Below are 13,956 nucleotides of genomic sequence, written 5' to 3' on the forward strand. Positions count from 1 at the left end.
AGATGGAGCACGCCCGGTGACGGTGACGACCGCAGACCAGCTGATCGACTTTCCGGAGCTCGTCGAGGGGCCGCCGGCCCCCGCGGTGTTCCGTTCGGCCTCCGCACCGGCCCGCCGCACGCTCGTCGACATCCTCGACGCGACCGTGCGGGCGCACCCGGACAGCCGCGCGATCGACACCGGCGCCGTCCAGTTGACCTATCGGGAGCTGGCCGCCGAGGTCGAGGCGCTGCGGGTGACGCTGGCCGGGCATGGCATCGGCGTCGGCGACCGGGTCGGTGTGCGGGTCTCCTCCGGCACGGCGGAGCTCTACCTGGCGATCCTCGGCGTCCTGGCGGCCGGCGCGGCCTACGTCCCGGTCGACGCGGACGACCCGGAGGAGCGCGCCGAGCTGGTCTTCGGTGAGGCGGACGTCCGCGCGGTCATCGGCGACGGGCTGAGCGTGACGGTGCGCGGCACCCCGGGCGCCCGTCCCGGCCGGCCCGGCCCGGACGACGACGCCTGGATCATCTTCACCTCCGGCTCCACCGGCACGCCGAAAGGGGTGGCCGTCACGCACGGCTCCGCGGCCGCGTTCGTCGACGCCGAGGCGCAGCTGTTCCTGGTCGACGACGCCGGCGACGGCGGGCTCGGCCCGCACGACCGGGTCCTGGCCGGGCTGTCGGTGGCGTTCGACGCCTCCTGCGAGGAGATGTGGCTGGCCTGGCGGCACGGCGCGTGCCTGGTGCCGGCCGCGCGCTCGCTGGTGCGCAGCGGGGTCGACCTGGGGCCGTGGCTGACCGAGCAGGGCATCACCGTGGTGTCGACCGTGCCGACGCTCGCCGCGCTGTGGCCGGTCGAGGCGCTCGACGACGTCCGCCTGCTGATCTTCGGTGGCGAGGCGTGCCCGCCGGAGCTGGTCGAGCGGCTCGCGGTCGAGGGGCGCGAGGTGTGGAACACGTACGGGCCGACCGAGGCGACCGTGGTGGCCTGCGGCGCCCGGATGACCGGCGAGGGGCCGGTCCGGATCGGGCTGCCGCTGGCCGGCTGGGAGCTGGCCGTGGTCGACGCGGCCGGCGATCCGGTCGCGATGGGCGAGAGCGGCGAGCTGGTCATCGGCGGGGTCGGCCTGGCTCGTTACCTGGACGCCGCGAAGGACGCGGAGAAGTTCGCGCCGCTGCCGTCGATGGGCTGGGACCGGGCGTATCGCAGCGGCGACATCGTGCGCGCCGAGCCGGACGGGCTGCTGTTCCTGGGCCGCGGCGACGAGCAGGTGAAACTCGGCGGCCGCCGGATCGAGCTGGGTGAGGTGGACGCCGCGTTGCAGGCGCTGCCCGGTGTCGCCGGCGCGGCCGCCGCGGTGAAGCGGACCGCCGCCGGCACCCAGCTGCTGGTCGGTTACGTCGTGCCCCGCGAGGACTTCGACGCGGCCGCGGCCGCGGTGCGCATCCGCGAGCAGCTGCCGGCCGCCCTGGTCCCGCTGATCGCCGAGGTGGACGCGCTGCCGACCCGGACATCCGGCAAGGTCGACCGGGCGGCGCTGCCGTGGCCGCTCGCCTCGGCCGGCGGTGACGCCGAGCTGACCGCGACCCAGGAGTGGCTCGCCACCGGGTGGGAGCAGATCCTCGGGATCCGCCCGTCCGCGCCGGACGCCGACTTCTTCACCAACGGCGGCAGCAGCCTCGGCGCGGCCCAGCTGGTCGCCTGGATCCGGCAGCTGCACCCGCAGGTGTCGGTCGCCGACGTCTATCAGAACCCGGTGCTGTCCGAGATGGCGGCCGTGATCGACGCGCTGGACACCACCGCGGCGGTGCGCCGCGAGGTCCGGCCGACGCCCCGCCGGGCCGGGCTGCTCCAGGCCCTGCTGATGCTGCCGATGCTGGCTCTCGTCGGGCTGCGCTGGCTCACCGTCCTGGCCGCGCTGGGCAACCTGCTCGTGCCCTGGGCACCGCACGTCTCCTGGTGGTGGATCGCCGCCGCCTGGGTGGTGCTGTTCAGCCCGCCCGGCCGGATCGCGGTGGCGGCCACCGGCGCGCGGATGCTGCTGCGCGGCGTCGGCCCCGGCGAGTACCCGCGCGGCGGCGGCGTCCACCTGCGGCTGTGGGCGGCCGACCGGCTCGCCGAGCTGACCGGCGCGACCGGCGTCACCGGCGCCGGCTGGATGATCACCTATGCGAAAGCGCTCGGCAACCAGATCGGCAAGGACGTCGACCTGCACTCCGCGCCCCCGGTCACCGGCCTGCTCAAACTCGGCCGCGGTGCGGCCGTCGAGCCCGAGGTCGACCTCTGCGGCCACTGGGTCGACGGCGACGTGGTCCGGGTCGGCAAGATGCGCATCGGCGCCGGCAGCCGGATCGGCTCCCGCAGCACGCTGATGCCCGGTTCCCGGGTCGGCAAGGGCGCGGACATCGCCGCCGGGTCGACGGTCACCGGCGCCGTTCCGGCGAACCAGCGCTGGGCCGGCTCGCCGGCCGCGCCCGCCGCCAAGAGCACCGCCGGCTGGCCGGCCCAGCGTCCCGAGCGCCGCGCCAAGATCTGGGTGGCCGGCTACAGCCTCACCGCCCAGCTGCTGGGCCTGCTGCCGGTGGTGGCGGTGCTGCCCGCGCTCGCGCTGGTGGCCCGGCCGACGGTCGGCGGCGCGCTGCTGATGGTCCCGGTCGCGGCGGTCGCCTACTTCCTGACCTACGCCGCGCTCATCCTGGCCATGGTCCGCCTGCTCAGCATCGGGGTCCGGGCGGGTTTCCACCCGGTCCGCGGCCGGGTCGCGTGGCAGGTGTGGACCACCGAGCGGCTGATGGCGATGGCCCGCACCGCGCTGTTCCCGCTGTACGCCAGCCTGTTCACGCCGGTCTGGCTGCGGCTGCTGGGCGCCAAGGTCGGCCGTAACGTGGAGGCCTCCACGGTGCTCGCGCTGCCGGCGATGACCACCGTCGACGACGGGGCGTTCCTGGCCGACGACACCATGGTCGCCACCTACGAGCTCAGTCACGGCTGGCTGCGGGTGGCCCCGGCCCGGATCGGCAAGCAGGCCTTCCTCGGCAACTCCGGGATGGCGGCGCCCGGCCGGTCGGTGCCCAAGCGCGGCCTGGTCGGCGTGCTCTCGTCGGCGCCGCGCAAGGCGAAAAAGGGCTCCTCCTGGCTCGGCGCGCCGCCGATGCCGCTGCGCCGCACGGTCGAGACGGGCGACGCCAGCCGGACCTACCAGCCGCCGCTGCGGCTCAAGCTGGCCCGCGCCGCGATCGAGCTGTGCCGGATCGTGCCGGTGGTGCTGGCCGGTGTGCTGGCCGTCCTCGTCCTGGCCGGTCTGGCGCGGATCTGGCAGACCTATGGCGCGGTGGCGGCCGCGCTCGCCTCCGGGCCGGTGCTGCTGGTCGCGGCGATCGTCGCGGCACTCACCGCGACGGCCGCGAAGTGGCTGCTGGTGGGCCGGTTCCGGGTCACCGATCGGGCGCTGTGGACGTCGTTCGTCTGGCGCAACGAGCTGGCCGACACGTTCGTCGAGGTGCTCGCCGCGCCGTGGCTGTTCCGGTTCGCGGTCGGCACGCCGGTGCTGACCATGTGGCTGCGCACCCTCGGGGCGAAAATCGGGCGCGGCGTCTGGCTGGAGACCTTCTGGCTGCCGGAGTACGACCTGGTGCGGCTCGGCCCGGGCGCCACCGTGAACCGGGGGTGCGTGGTGCAGACCCACCTGTTCCATGATCGGATCATGAGCATGGACGAGGTGACTCTGGGCGCGGGCGCGACGCTCGGCCCGCACGGGATCGTGCTGCCCGGCGCCGGCATCGGCGCGCGGACCACCGTGGGACCCGGTTCGCTGGTCACCCGCGGCGACGCCGTGCCCGCGGACAGCCGCTGGCTGGGCAACCCCATTGCGAACTGGTTGTGACCCCAGGTACGGGACCGCTCGGCGCCACTCCGGGGGCCGCGCACTCGACCGACCCGTACCTGCCCGCGCACGGCAACGGCGGGTACCGCGTGCTGCACTACGACCTCGACCTGGACTACCGGATCGCGACGAACCGGCTGGCCGGGCGGGCGGTCGTCACGGCCCGGGCCGGGCAGGCGCTGTCCCGGTTCAGCCTCGACCTCGGCGCCATCCGGGTCCAGGACGTCCGGGTGGACGGCCAGCCGGCGAAGTTCACCCATCGTTCCGGAAAGCTGCGGATCAAGCCGGACCGCCCGATCGGTTACGGTGCGACCTTCAAGACCGAGGTCCGGTACGCCGGCAGCCCGGTCCCGATCTCGGGCCGGTGGGGCGACATCGGCTGGGACGAGTTGACCGACGGCGTGCTGGTGGCCAGCCAGCCGAACGGCGCGCCGTCCTGGTTCCCGTGCAACGACCACCCCGGCGACAAGGCCTCGTTCCTGGTCACGCTGACCGTCGCCGCGCCGTACACCGTGCTGGTCACCGGTGACCTGGTCTCCCGGCGCCGCCGGGCCGGCACCCAGACCTGGGTGTACGAGCGCAACGAGCCCACCGCGCCCTATCTGATGGGCGTCCAGATCGGCCGGTACGAGGTGGTGGAGCTGGCCGCGGGCGGCGTGCCGCAGCGTGCCGCCATCCCGCCCCGGCTGCGGTCCGTGTTCGCCCAGGACTTCGGGCGGCACGGCGACATCATGGCGGCCTTCGAGGGGTTGTTCGGGCCGTACCCGTTCCGGGAGTACGTCGTGGTGGTCGCCGACGACGACCTGGACGACCCGATCGAGGCCCAGGGCATGGCCGTCTTCGGCCGCAACCACCTCGACGGGCTGCGGACCCACGAGCGGCTGGTCGCGCACGAGCTGGCCCACCAGTGGTTCGGCAACAGCCTGACGGTCGCCGACTGGCGGCACATCTGGCTCAACGAGGGCTTCGCCACGTACGCCGAGTGGCTGTGGTCCGCGCTCTCCGGCGGCCCGTCGGCGGACGCTCACGCCGAGCACTGGCACGCCCGGCTCGCGCTGCAACCGGCGACCATCGCGATCGCGAACCCCGGCGTGGACCGGATGTTCGACCCGATGGTCTACAAGCGGGGGGCGCTGACCCTGCACGCCCTGCGTCTGCGCATCGGTGACTCGGCGTTCTTCGCCATGCTGCGCGCCTGGGTCGCCGAGAACCGGCACGGCACGGTGACGACCGAGCAGTTCCGGGGGCACGCCCGGCGGTTCGCCGCGCGGCCGGTCGACGACCTGCTCACCGCGTGGCTGGACCGCCCGGCGTTGCCCCCGCTGCCGGTTTTCGGCCTCTGACCTCCGGTCAGGAGGTGGCCTGGACCTCCTCGGGGACCGGGCCCGCCTTGTCCCCGCCGTGGAAGACCAGCTTGGACTTCTCGACGTCGGCCGGGTCGCCCTCGCAGTCGACGACGACGATCTGGCCGGGGCGCAGCTCGTTGAACAGGATCTGCTCGGACAGGGTGTCCTCCAGCTCGCGCTGGATCGTGCGGCGCAACGGCCGGGCGCCCAGGACCGGGTCGAAGCCCTTTTTCGCCAGGTACTTCTTGGCGTTGTCGGTCAGCTCGAGGCCCATGTCCTTGTTCTTCAGCTGGCCCTCGATGCGCGAGGTGAAGATGTCGACGATCTGCAGGATCTCCTGCTCGCGCAGCTGGTGGAAGACGATCGTGTCGTCGATACGGTTCAGGAACTCCGGCCGGAAGTGCTGCTTGAGCTCGTCGTTGACCTTGACCTTCATCCGGTCGTAGTTGCTCTCGGTGTCCTCCGAGGCCTGGAAGCCCAGCGACACCGCCTTGGCCACGTCCCGGGTGCCGAGGTTGGTGGTCAGGATGATCACCGTGTTCTTGAAGTCCACGATCCGGCCCTGACCATCGGTCAGCCGGCCGTCCTCCAGGATTTGCAACAGCGTGTTGAACACATCCGGGTGGGCCTTCTCGATCTCGTCGAACAGCACCACGCTGAACGGCTTGCGCCGCACCTTCTCGGTCAGCTGCCCGCCCTCGTCGTAACCGACGTACCCGGGAGGGGCACCGACCAGCCGCGACACCGTGTACCGGTCGTGGAACTCGGACATGTCCAGCTGGATCAGCGCGTCCTCGGAGCCGAACAGGAACTCCGCCAGGGCCTTGGACAGCTCGGTCTTACCGACACCGGACGGGCCGGCGAAGATGAACGAGCCGGACGGCCGCTTCGGGTCCTTCAACCCGGCCCGGGTCCGCCGGATCGCCTTGGAGACCGCCTTGACCGCGTCCTCCTGGCCGATGACGCGCTTGTGCAGCTCGTCCTCCATGCGCAGCAGCCGCGAGGTCTCCTCCTCGGTCAGCTTGTAGACCGGAATACCGGTCCAGTTGCCCAGCACCTCGGCGATCTGCTCGTCGTCGACCTCGGACACCACGTCCAGGTCGCCGGCCTTCCACTCCTTCTCCCGCTCCGCCCTCTGATCGAGCTGCTGCTTCTCCTTGTCGCGCAGCTGCGCGGCCCGCTCGAAGTCCTGCGCGTCGATCGCGGACTCCTTGTCCCGGCGGACTTCGGCGATGCGCTCGTCGAAGTCGCGCAGGTCCGGCGGCGCGGTCATCCGGCGGATCCGCATCCGCGCGCCGGCCTCGTCGATCAGGTCGATCGCCTTGTCCGGCAGGAACCGGTCGGAGATGTACCGGTCGGCGAGGGTGGCCGCCGCGACCAGCGCCGCGTCGGTGTAGGTGACCCGGTGGTGCGCCTCGTACGCGTCCCGCAGCCCCTTGAGGATCTCGATCGAGTGCGCCAGCGACGGCTCGCCGACCTGGATCGGCAGCAGCCGCCGCTCCAGGGCCTTGTCCTTCTCGACGAACTTCCGATACTCGTCCAGGGTGGTGGCGCCGATCATCTGGAGCTCGCCACGGGCCAGCATCGGCTTGAGGATCGAGGCGGCGTCGATCGCGCCCTCGGCGGCACCCGCGCCGACCAGGGTGTGGATCTCGTCGATGAACAGGATGATGTCGCCGCGGGTGCGGATCTCCTTGAGCACCTTCTTCAGGCGCTCCTCGAAGTCACCGCGGTAACGCGAGCCGGCGACCAGCGAACCCATGTCGAGGGTGTAGAGCTGCTTGTCGGTCAGGGTGTCGGGCACGTCGCCCGCGACGATCGCCCGGGCGAGCCCCTCCACCGCCGCGGTCTTGCCGACGCCGGGCTCGCCGATCAGCACCGGGTTGTTCTTGCGCCGCCGGGACAGGCCCTGCATGACCTGCTCGATCTCTTTCTCCCGGCCGATGACCGGGTCGAGCTTGCCCTCCCGGGCGTCCTGGGTCAGGTTGCGGCCGAACTGCTCCAGCAGCGGCGACCCGGCGGGCGTGGACTCACCGGCCGTCGACGACGACGGCTCGGCCTCGCCGTGCCCGGCCACCAGCTGGATCACCTGCTGGCGCACCCGGGTGGTGTCGGCGCCGAGCTTGACCAGGACCTGGGCGGCGACGCCCTCACCCTCGCGGATCAGGCCGAGCAGGATGTGCTCGGTGCCGATGTAGTTGTGCCCGAGCTGGAGCGCCTCGCGCAGGGACAGCTCCAGCACCTTCTTGGCGCGCGGGGTGAACGGGATGTGCCCGCTCGGCGACTGCTGACCCTGACCGATGATCTCCTCGACCTGCTGCCGGACGCCCTCCAGGGAGATGCCCAGACTCTCCAGGGCCTTGGCGGCGACGCCCTCGCCCTCGTGGATCAGGCCGAGCAGCAGATGTTCCGTGCCGATGTAGTTGTGGTTGAGCATCCGGGCCTCTTCCTGGGCCAGGACGACCACCCGTCGGGCACGGTCGGTGAATCGTTCGAACACGTCACTCACGTCCTCGTGGCGAAGCCCCACGCACTCCGCCTGACAAGGCACGCGGGCGTGCGGAAGCAGGCAGGACCAACAATGCGCTGAGTCGGAGCCTCTTGGCGTCGATGCGTGGCCCGCGTGGGGGACCCGCGACGCTCGTGCAGGCGCGGCTGCCCCCTGAGCCTACAACGAAAGGCGCCTACGATGAGGCGGGGAGGAGCTACATGACCGAGACCCGGAACCGCCGATCCGCACCCGACCGGGCCCGCAAGCGGGCGATCCGGGCGCTGGCCGCCGAGCTCGGCGTGGCGTACTCGGTGGCATCCCGCCTGCTCGCGGCGCAGCAGGCAGCGACGCCCGCCGACCGCCGGCGTCCCGGCCTGCCGGCCGGCGGCGACGAGCACCGCGCCTGGATGTTCGCCGCCCGCGAACAACGCACGTTCCACTCCCGGGTCCGCGACACCCGGACGGCGGCCGAGCTCCCGCTGGGGCGTGCCGCGCACCTGGCCCGGCGTTACCCGCCGCTGCGCGACGCCGGCGGGGCCGGCGCGCTCTATCACGGGGAGGGCCGCGAGACGGTCGTCGCGATGCTCTACGCCGTGCTCGAACACGAGTCGCCGGAGCTGCTGCCGCCCGCCGACGAGCTGGCCTGGGCGGCCGAGCTCGGCGAGGAGGCGGCCGTCGACATCGCCTGCCGCGACCTGGACCGGGCCGCCCGGCACCTGCTCGACCTGGACCGGTGGCAGCTGTGGGCGCGGGTGGAGGCCGCGCTCGCCGCCGTCGACCGGGATGCGGACCGGCGGGTCCGGGACGCGGCGATCGTTCTGGGCCGGGAGCTGCGCTCGACCAGCTTGCGGGGATCGGTGGACGGCGCCCGGCACATCCTGGACGCGCTGCTGGTGGAGCCCTACGACGGCGGGGCGCCGGGCGCTCGCGTGCTGGTCGGGGAGCGGGCCGGCACGGTGGTCGGGGTGTGCTGGGGACCGAGTGGTCCGCCTGTCGGCTACCGGGTGCGGCTCGACGGCGAGTCGGACGTTCGCGCGGTGACCGCTCCGGGCGTACACAAATCGGATTTTGATTCTGATCGGTGACGCACGGGACCTCGGGGGGATACAGTTCCCGGTGATCTGATGAGCCGTGGTCGCGGGAGGTTCCGTGCTGGACGAGAGTGTGCCGACCGGGATCGACGCGTCCGTGCCGCACCCGGCCCGCCGCTACAACTACTGGCTCGGTGGCAAGGACAATTTCCAGGCCGACCGCGAGTCGGCCGACGAGATCGAGGCGAAGTTCCCGGGGATGCGCGCCGGGGTGCGAGCCAACCGGGACGTGCTCCGGCGGATCACCGGGTTCCTGGCCGCGGACGCCGGCATCCGGCAGTTCCTGGACATCGGCACCGGGCTGCCGACCGCGGACAACACGCACGAGGTCGCGCAGCGGATCGCGCCGAACAGCCGGGTGCTCTACGTGGACAACGATCCGCTGGTGATGACCCACGCGCGGGCGCTGCTGACCAGCACGCCGGAGGGCACCACCGACTACATCCAGGCGGACCTCCGCGAGCCGGAGAAGATCCTGGACAGCCCGGAGCTGCGCAGCACGCTGGATCTGGGTCAGCCGGTCGCGCTGATGCTGATCGCCATCCTGCACTTCCTGCCCGAGCGGGAGCGGGCCCGCGCGATCGTGCGGCAGCTGGTGGACGCGCTGCCGTCCGGCAGTTACCTGGCCGCGACGCACTTCACCACGGACTTCATGCCGGCCGACGAGCTGGTGGTTTATCGGCAGATGCTCGACGCCGGGCGCACCGACATCTGGCCGAGCACGCGGGCGGAGTTCACAGGCCTTTTCGAGGGGCTGGAGCTGGTCGAGCCCGGGGTCGTGCTGGCCACCGAGTGGCGGCCGGACGGCAGCGGCCCCGAGGTCGACCCCAGCCGGATCAGCATGTGGGCGGGCGTCGGCCGAAAGCCCTGACCGGCATGTAATGCTTCCGGAAATCCGGACACCTTCCCTGGTGAGAGCCGCGAGGAAACAGGGAAGGGGCCACGTGGTGCCGGCACCGGAGGAGCACTTCACCAGACTGTGGCGCGATCATGCGCCGGCAGTGCTGCGATACGCCCGGCGGAGGGTCGACGACGAGCAGGCGGACGAGGTGGTCGCCGAGACGTTCGTCGTCGCCTGGCGGCGGCTGGCCGAGATCCCGGCGGCCGAGCTGCCGTGGTTGTTCGGCGTGGCACGCCGGGTGAGCGCCAACATCCGGCGCTCGGACCAGCGCCGGCATGCCTTGCACGACCGGATGGCCGAGCAGGCACGGCTGCTCGCCCAGGCCGAGCCGAGGCGGGCCACCCCGGTGCTGGCCGCCCTCGCGGTGCTGCCCGACGACGACCGCGAGCTGCTGATGCTGCTCGCCTGGGACGGCCTGACCCGGCACGAGGCGGCGGTCGCCCTCGGCTGCTCGCGCGGCACCCTGGCGGTCCGGCTGCACCGGGCCCGGCGCCGGCTGAAAGCCGCCATGACCCTGGCGGATCCCGAGCCGCCGACCGTCGACCACCGACCCGCTGTAGTGGCTCCCGGAGGTGCCCGATGACGCGAACCAAGCTGCCGGCCGAGCTCTACGACGCCGACCCGGTCCGGGCCGGCGCCCCGGAGGAGATCACTCGCCTGACCGCCCTGCGCGCCGACGTCGACGCCCGCCGGCTGGCCGTGGCTGCACCCCCGTCGGTCCGGCCGGCCCGGCCGCGCCGCGGTCTGCCGGCCTTCGGCGCCCTGGCCGCGGGCGTGGTGACCATGGTGCTCGCCGCGGTGGTCGTCGTCCCGGCGCTGTGGCCGGGGGACAGCGACAGCGCGCCGTTCATCGATGCCGCGATCGCCGCCGACGGGTCGCTCCAGTGCGGCAACGGCGGCTTCAACGCACCGGTCCGGCCGGATCGGTCGAGCCTGCGGCTGTGGCCGACGACGCTGCCGCAGGGGTGGCGGGTCGTCACGGTCGCGGCCACCTCGAACAGATCGATGAGCGCCTGCTTCACCCCGTCGCTGGTGGCCACGGCGCTGGCCGGCGACGGCGTGGTGACCGGCCGGCTCACCGTCACCGGTCCGGCCCGGGGCATCGATTCCGCCGGTGACGCCGCGGGTGCCGACGACGTCGTCGCCGGGCACAAGGCCACGAGATTCACCGGCGTCTGGCCGGACACCTACTCCTGGTTGTGGTCCGACAGGGCCGGGCGGCAGTGGTACGCGGAGGTGACCGGCTATCCCCTGGACAGGGCGAAGGCCGTGGTGGCCGGCGTCGGCACGAAGCGGGACGAGGCCACCTGGCGGGCGGACGCCGCACCGGAGATGAAGCTGCTGGACCGGCGAACCGGTGCGCCCTACCCACGGGAGCGCCGGAACGAGAGCTGGATGCTCACGCTGACCGACGGCCGGCAGGACCGATCGATCTCGTTCGAGAGCGGCAACCGGCCATTGATCTCGCGAGCCTATGTCGGCGACCGGGTCGGTCAGCTCGCCGGTCACACCGAGGTGGTCGGCACCAACGGCGGCGAGCAGACGTTCCTCAGGTACGAGCCGTTGCCGGGCGTCTGGGCCAACCCGACCGCGGTGTACGGCGACCTCGCCGACGTGCGGACCGTCATGGCCGGCCTGCGGGTGCTGCCGTCCGACGACGAGCGGCTGGACAGGTACGCCGCGAAGGACTGAGCCGGGTTTCCTCGGCCCGTGGTGACGCCGCCTCACCACGGGCCGACCGCGCGGACCACCCCGATCAGGCCCGCCAGGGCCAGCACCGACAGGTACGCCAGCACCAGCCGCACGTCGCGCAGCAGGCAGGCCGAGCGCCGCAGGCCCTGCCGCCGGGCGCGCAGGTAACCGGCCAGAGCGAGCCCGGCGAAGAAGACCACCGCCGCCGGCCCGCACACCCAGGTCAGGGCGGCGACGGTGGCGTACACGCAGAGCCGCAGCGGATCCGGCGGCTCGGTCACCGGGTGGCCCGGGACAGCCGCTGCGCGGACAGCGCCGGCCAGGCCTGCACCGCGCAGAACGGCGCGCACTGGTCCCGGTCGGCGCGCCGGGTGCTCACGTGCACGCAGCATTGCAGCAGCCGTTCCTCGATCATCGTGGCGATGTCCATGAACGGCTTCACGGTGATCCGTTTGACCCGCTCGGCCAGCAGCGCCCGCAGCCGGTTGCGCCCGCCCGGCAACGCCAGCGTGGCCAGGGTGCCGATGCCCAGGTCGCAGCCGGTGCAGATGTCGCGCCACAGGTCGCCGATCCGCGGATGCGACAGCGACGACTGCTCGGAGAGCAGCCCGAGCAGCGACTCCCGCACGGCGCGGCGCAGCTCGGCCGGCAGGTCGGTGTCGGCGATCCGGTTCGCCACCGTCTCGGGCGCCTCGGCCAGCAAGGCCAGCAGCTTCTCGGTGCCGATCAGCGAGGTCAGCGAGCGCCATCGGCCGGCGTCGTCGCGGAGCAGGTAACCGACCGAGCAGCAGTGCGGATGCGAGCAGGGCAGCGCGGTCAGGTCACGCCAGGTGACCCGCTCGCCGGTCTGCGGCCCGAGCCGGGCGAGCACGCCGGTGTGGGTGAGCCGGTCGAGCGGGTCGAGCGGCCCGGACCGGCCGGAGCCGAACTGGGGCTGCACGGTGACCCCGCCGACGTACGGGGTGTCGAGCGCGCGGTCGATCACCGCGCCGATCTCGCCGTCGTTGACGCCCCGCGCCGCGGTCATGGTCAGCGTGGTGAACACGCCGGCCGCCGACAGCCGGTCGATCGCCTGCTCCTTCTGCCGGGTCAGGTCGGCCCCGCGGTGGTGGCGGTGACTGTCCCCGCTCACCCCGTCGTACTGAAGGTAGATCTCCAGGCGCTCCCGGTGCCGGACGACCAGGTCGAGCAGCGCGTCGTCGCGGGCGAGGGTCAGCCCGTTGGTGTTGAGCAGCACCCGCACGATCGGCCGGGCGGCCACCTCGTCGAGCAGTTTCGGCAGGTCGGGGTGCAGGGTCGGCTCGCCGCCGGAGAGCATCAGCACGTCCAGCCGGCCGTTCTCGCGGTCCAGCTTGGCGTCGATGCCGGCCAGCACGTCGGCGATCGGCACCGGGTGCCCGGCGCCCGGGCCGGACGCCGTGAAGCAGGTGGGGCAGCGCAGGTTGCAGCCGTCGGTGAGGTCGGTGAGCAGGATGCAGGTGTGCTGGGTCTGCATCTCCGGCAACCCGTCCAGGTATGCGGCCGGCACCGGGGCGAAGTTGCCGGTCAGGTCCGGCACGTGCCGCTTGGTGGGCGCGGTCCACTGCTCCAGGTAGGACAGGATGGCCGGGTCCTCGTCGTACAGGGTGCGGATCAGGCCGTGCCGGGCGCAGCCGCGCTCCAGCCACACCCGGTCGTCGCGTACCGCCAGCCAGCCGGACAGCCGGGTCACCTCGGCCAGGTCACGGTCCGGGTTCTCGGTGTGGCAGTCCGGGCAGAACGCGTTGACGTACCGGTGGATCCGGTCGCCCCGCAGCGGCATCCCGATCATCTCGCCCATGCGGTCTCCTCGTGGCGTGCCCTGGCCAGCGTGCGCAGCCGCCAGCCGAGCAGCGGCAGGCAGCAGAGCAGGAAGATCTGCGAGCGGCTCAGCCCGGCCGCGACGACCTCGTTGCCGCGGACGAACTCGACCGTGAACCGGAACGCCGCATAGCCGGCCAGATAGCCGGTGAACAGCGCGTCCGGGCGGCTGACCCGCTCACGGAGGGCGATCAGCACGGCCAGGGCGACAAGCTGAAAGACGATTTCGTACGCGAACGAGGGGTGCAGTGGCACGCCGGCCGGGGTGCCGGGGAACCGGGCGGCGTCGGCGGCGCTGAGCGTGACGCCCCAGGAGGCGCCGGTCGGGGTGCCCGGGCGCTCGGTGAGCAGGCAACCGACCCGGCCGACCGCCATGCCGGCCGCGACCGCCGGGGCGAACAGGTCACCGGAGCGCCAGGGGTAGCGGCACAGCCGTTTGGCGATCAGCACCCCGAGGTACGCGCCGAACAGGCCGGACAGGATGCTGCGCCCGCCGTACAGCCACTGCTCGGCCAGGTTCGGGTTGCGGCCCGGGTCGAGGTGCCGGGCCCAACCGGCGAGGCGGCTGACCAGCAGGCCGCCGACCAGCGCCCCGGCGACCAGACACCACAGGCGGGGATCGGAGCGGCCGCGGCGGCGTACCTCGTAGGTGAAGACGGCACCGGCCACGACGAGGCCCGCACCGACGAAGGCGTCGTGCACCGCCGCCGGAAGCAGCCCGATTTGCACCG

10 protein-coding genes are annotated in these 13,956 nt (G+C 72.9%); 6 read left to right on the forward strand and 4 right to left on the reverse strand.

From position 1 onward, the window contains the following. Positions 1-22 precede the first annotated feature (22 nt). Both Aiant_RS39590 and Aiant_RS39595 read left to right on the forward strand, forming a co-directional pair. The gene (locus Aiant_RS39590) at positions 23-3,865 is read left to right on the forward strand and encodes a Pls/PosA family non-ribosomal peptide synthetase (RefSeq protein WP_229831121.1); all 3,843 of its coding nucleotides are present in this window, start codon (positions 23-25) and stop codon (positions 3,863-3,865) included. Then, positions 3,862-5,208, forward strand: coding sequence for a M1 family metallopeptidase (locus Aiant_RS39595; protein ID WP_189334855.1), 1,347 nt, complete (start codon positions 3,862-3,864; stop codon positions 5,206-5,208). Before Aiant_RS39590 ends, Aiant_RS39595 begins: the two co-directional genes overlap by 4 nt. A gap of 7 nt (positions 5,209-5,215) precedes the next feature. Here the strand turns inward: Aiant_RS39595 and Aiant_RS39600 are convergent, their stop codons facing one another. Further along, positions 5,216-7,711 (reverse strand): ATP-dependent Clp protease ATP-binding subunit, encoded by a 2,496-nt coding sequence (locus Aiant_RS39600; RefSeq protein ID WP_212846680.1) that lies wholly within the window; start codon positions 7,709-7,711, stop codon positions 5,216-5,218. A gap of 209 nt (positions 7,712-7,920) precedes the next feature. Here Aiant_RS39600 and Aiant_RS39605 point away from each other — a divergent pair, with 209 nt between their 5' ends. From Aiant_RS39605 to Aiant_RS39620, 4 genes are all read left to right on the forward strand, one after another. Next, positions 7,921-8,787 carry a hypothetical protein gene (locus Aiant_RS39605; protein ID WP_189329788.1) on the forward strand — a complete coding sequence of 289 codons (867 nt, stop codon included), beginning with the start codon at positions 7,921-7,923 and terminating at the stop codon, positions 8,785-8,787. A 64-nt stretch (positions 8,788-8,851) separates the two neighbouring features. Then, the gene (locus Aiant_RS39610) at positions 8,852-9,664 is read left to right on the forward strand and encodes an SAM-dependent methyltransferase (protein ID WP_189329789.1); all 813 of its coding nucleotides are present in this window, start codon (positions 8,852-8,854) and stop codon (positions 9,662-9,664) included. A 76-nt stretch (positions 9,665-9,740) separates the two neighbouring features. Continuing rightward, complete coding sequence (locus Aiant_RS39615; RefSeq protein ID WP_189329790.1) at positions 9,741-10,277, forward strand: RNA polymerase sigma factor; 537 nt, start codon at positions 9,741-9,743, stop codon at positions 10,275-10,277. Then, positions 10,274-11,386 (forward strand): hypothetical protein, encoded by a 1,113-nt coding sequence (locus tag Aiant_RS39620; RefSeq protein WP_189329791.1) that lies wholly within the window; start codon positions 10,274-10,276, stop codon positions 11,384-11,386. The genes Aiant_RS39615 and Aiant_RS39620 overlap by 4 nt, the downstream gene beginning before the upstream one ends. A 32-nt stretch (positions 11,387-11,418) precedes the next feature. Here the strand turns inward: Aiant_RS39620 and Aiant_RS39625 are convergent, their stop codons facing one another. The 3 genes from Aiant_RS39625 to Aiant_RS39635 are packed head-to-tail and all read right to left on the reverse strand — an operon-like array spanning position 11,419 to position 13,954. Beyond that, a complete protein-coding gene (locus Aiant_RS39625; protein WP_212846686.1) occupies positions 11,419-11,667 on the reverse strand; it encodes a hypothetical protein in 249 nt (82 codons plus the stop codon). Further along, entirely contained in the window at positions 11,664-13,205 is a 1,542-nt protein-coding gene (locus tag Aiant_RS39630; RefSeq protein ID WP_212846696.1) for a radical SAM protein, read from the reverse strand. The genes Aiant_RS39625 and Aiant_RS39630 overlap by 4 nt, the downstream gene beginning before the upstream one ends. Then, entirely contained in the window at positions 13,193-13,954 is a 762-nt protein-coding gene (locus tag Aiant_RS39635) for a prolipoprotein diacylglyceryl transferase (protein WP_189329792.1), read from the reverse strand. Before Aiant_RS39635 ends, Aiant_RS39630 begins: the two co-directional genes overlap by 13 nt. Between the last annotated feature and the right edge of the window lie 2 nt (positions 13,955-13,956).

The sequence above is a fragment of the Actinoplanes ianthinogenes genome (assembly GCF_018324205.1).
GTDB lineage: Bacteria > Actinomycetota > Actinomycetes > Mycobacteriales > Micromonosporaceae > Actinoplanes > Actinoplanes ianthinogenes.

Excerpts from the sequence above, each read along its gene's own strand:
- Aiant_RS39605 (WP_189329788.1), top strand. The coding sequence starts at position 7,921 with ATGACCGAGACCCGGAACCGCCGATCCGCACCCGACCGGGCCCGCAAG.
- Aiant_RS39620 (WP_189329791.1), top strand. The coding sequence starts at position 10,274 with ATGACGCGAACCAAGCTGCCGGCCGAGCTCTACGACGCCGACCCGGTC.
- Aiant_RS39630 (WP_212846696.1), bottom strand. The coding sequence starts at position 13,205 with ATGGGCGAGATGATCGGGATGCCGCTGCGGGGCGACCGGATCCACCGG.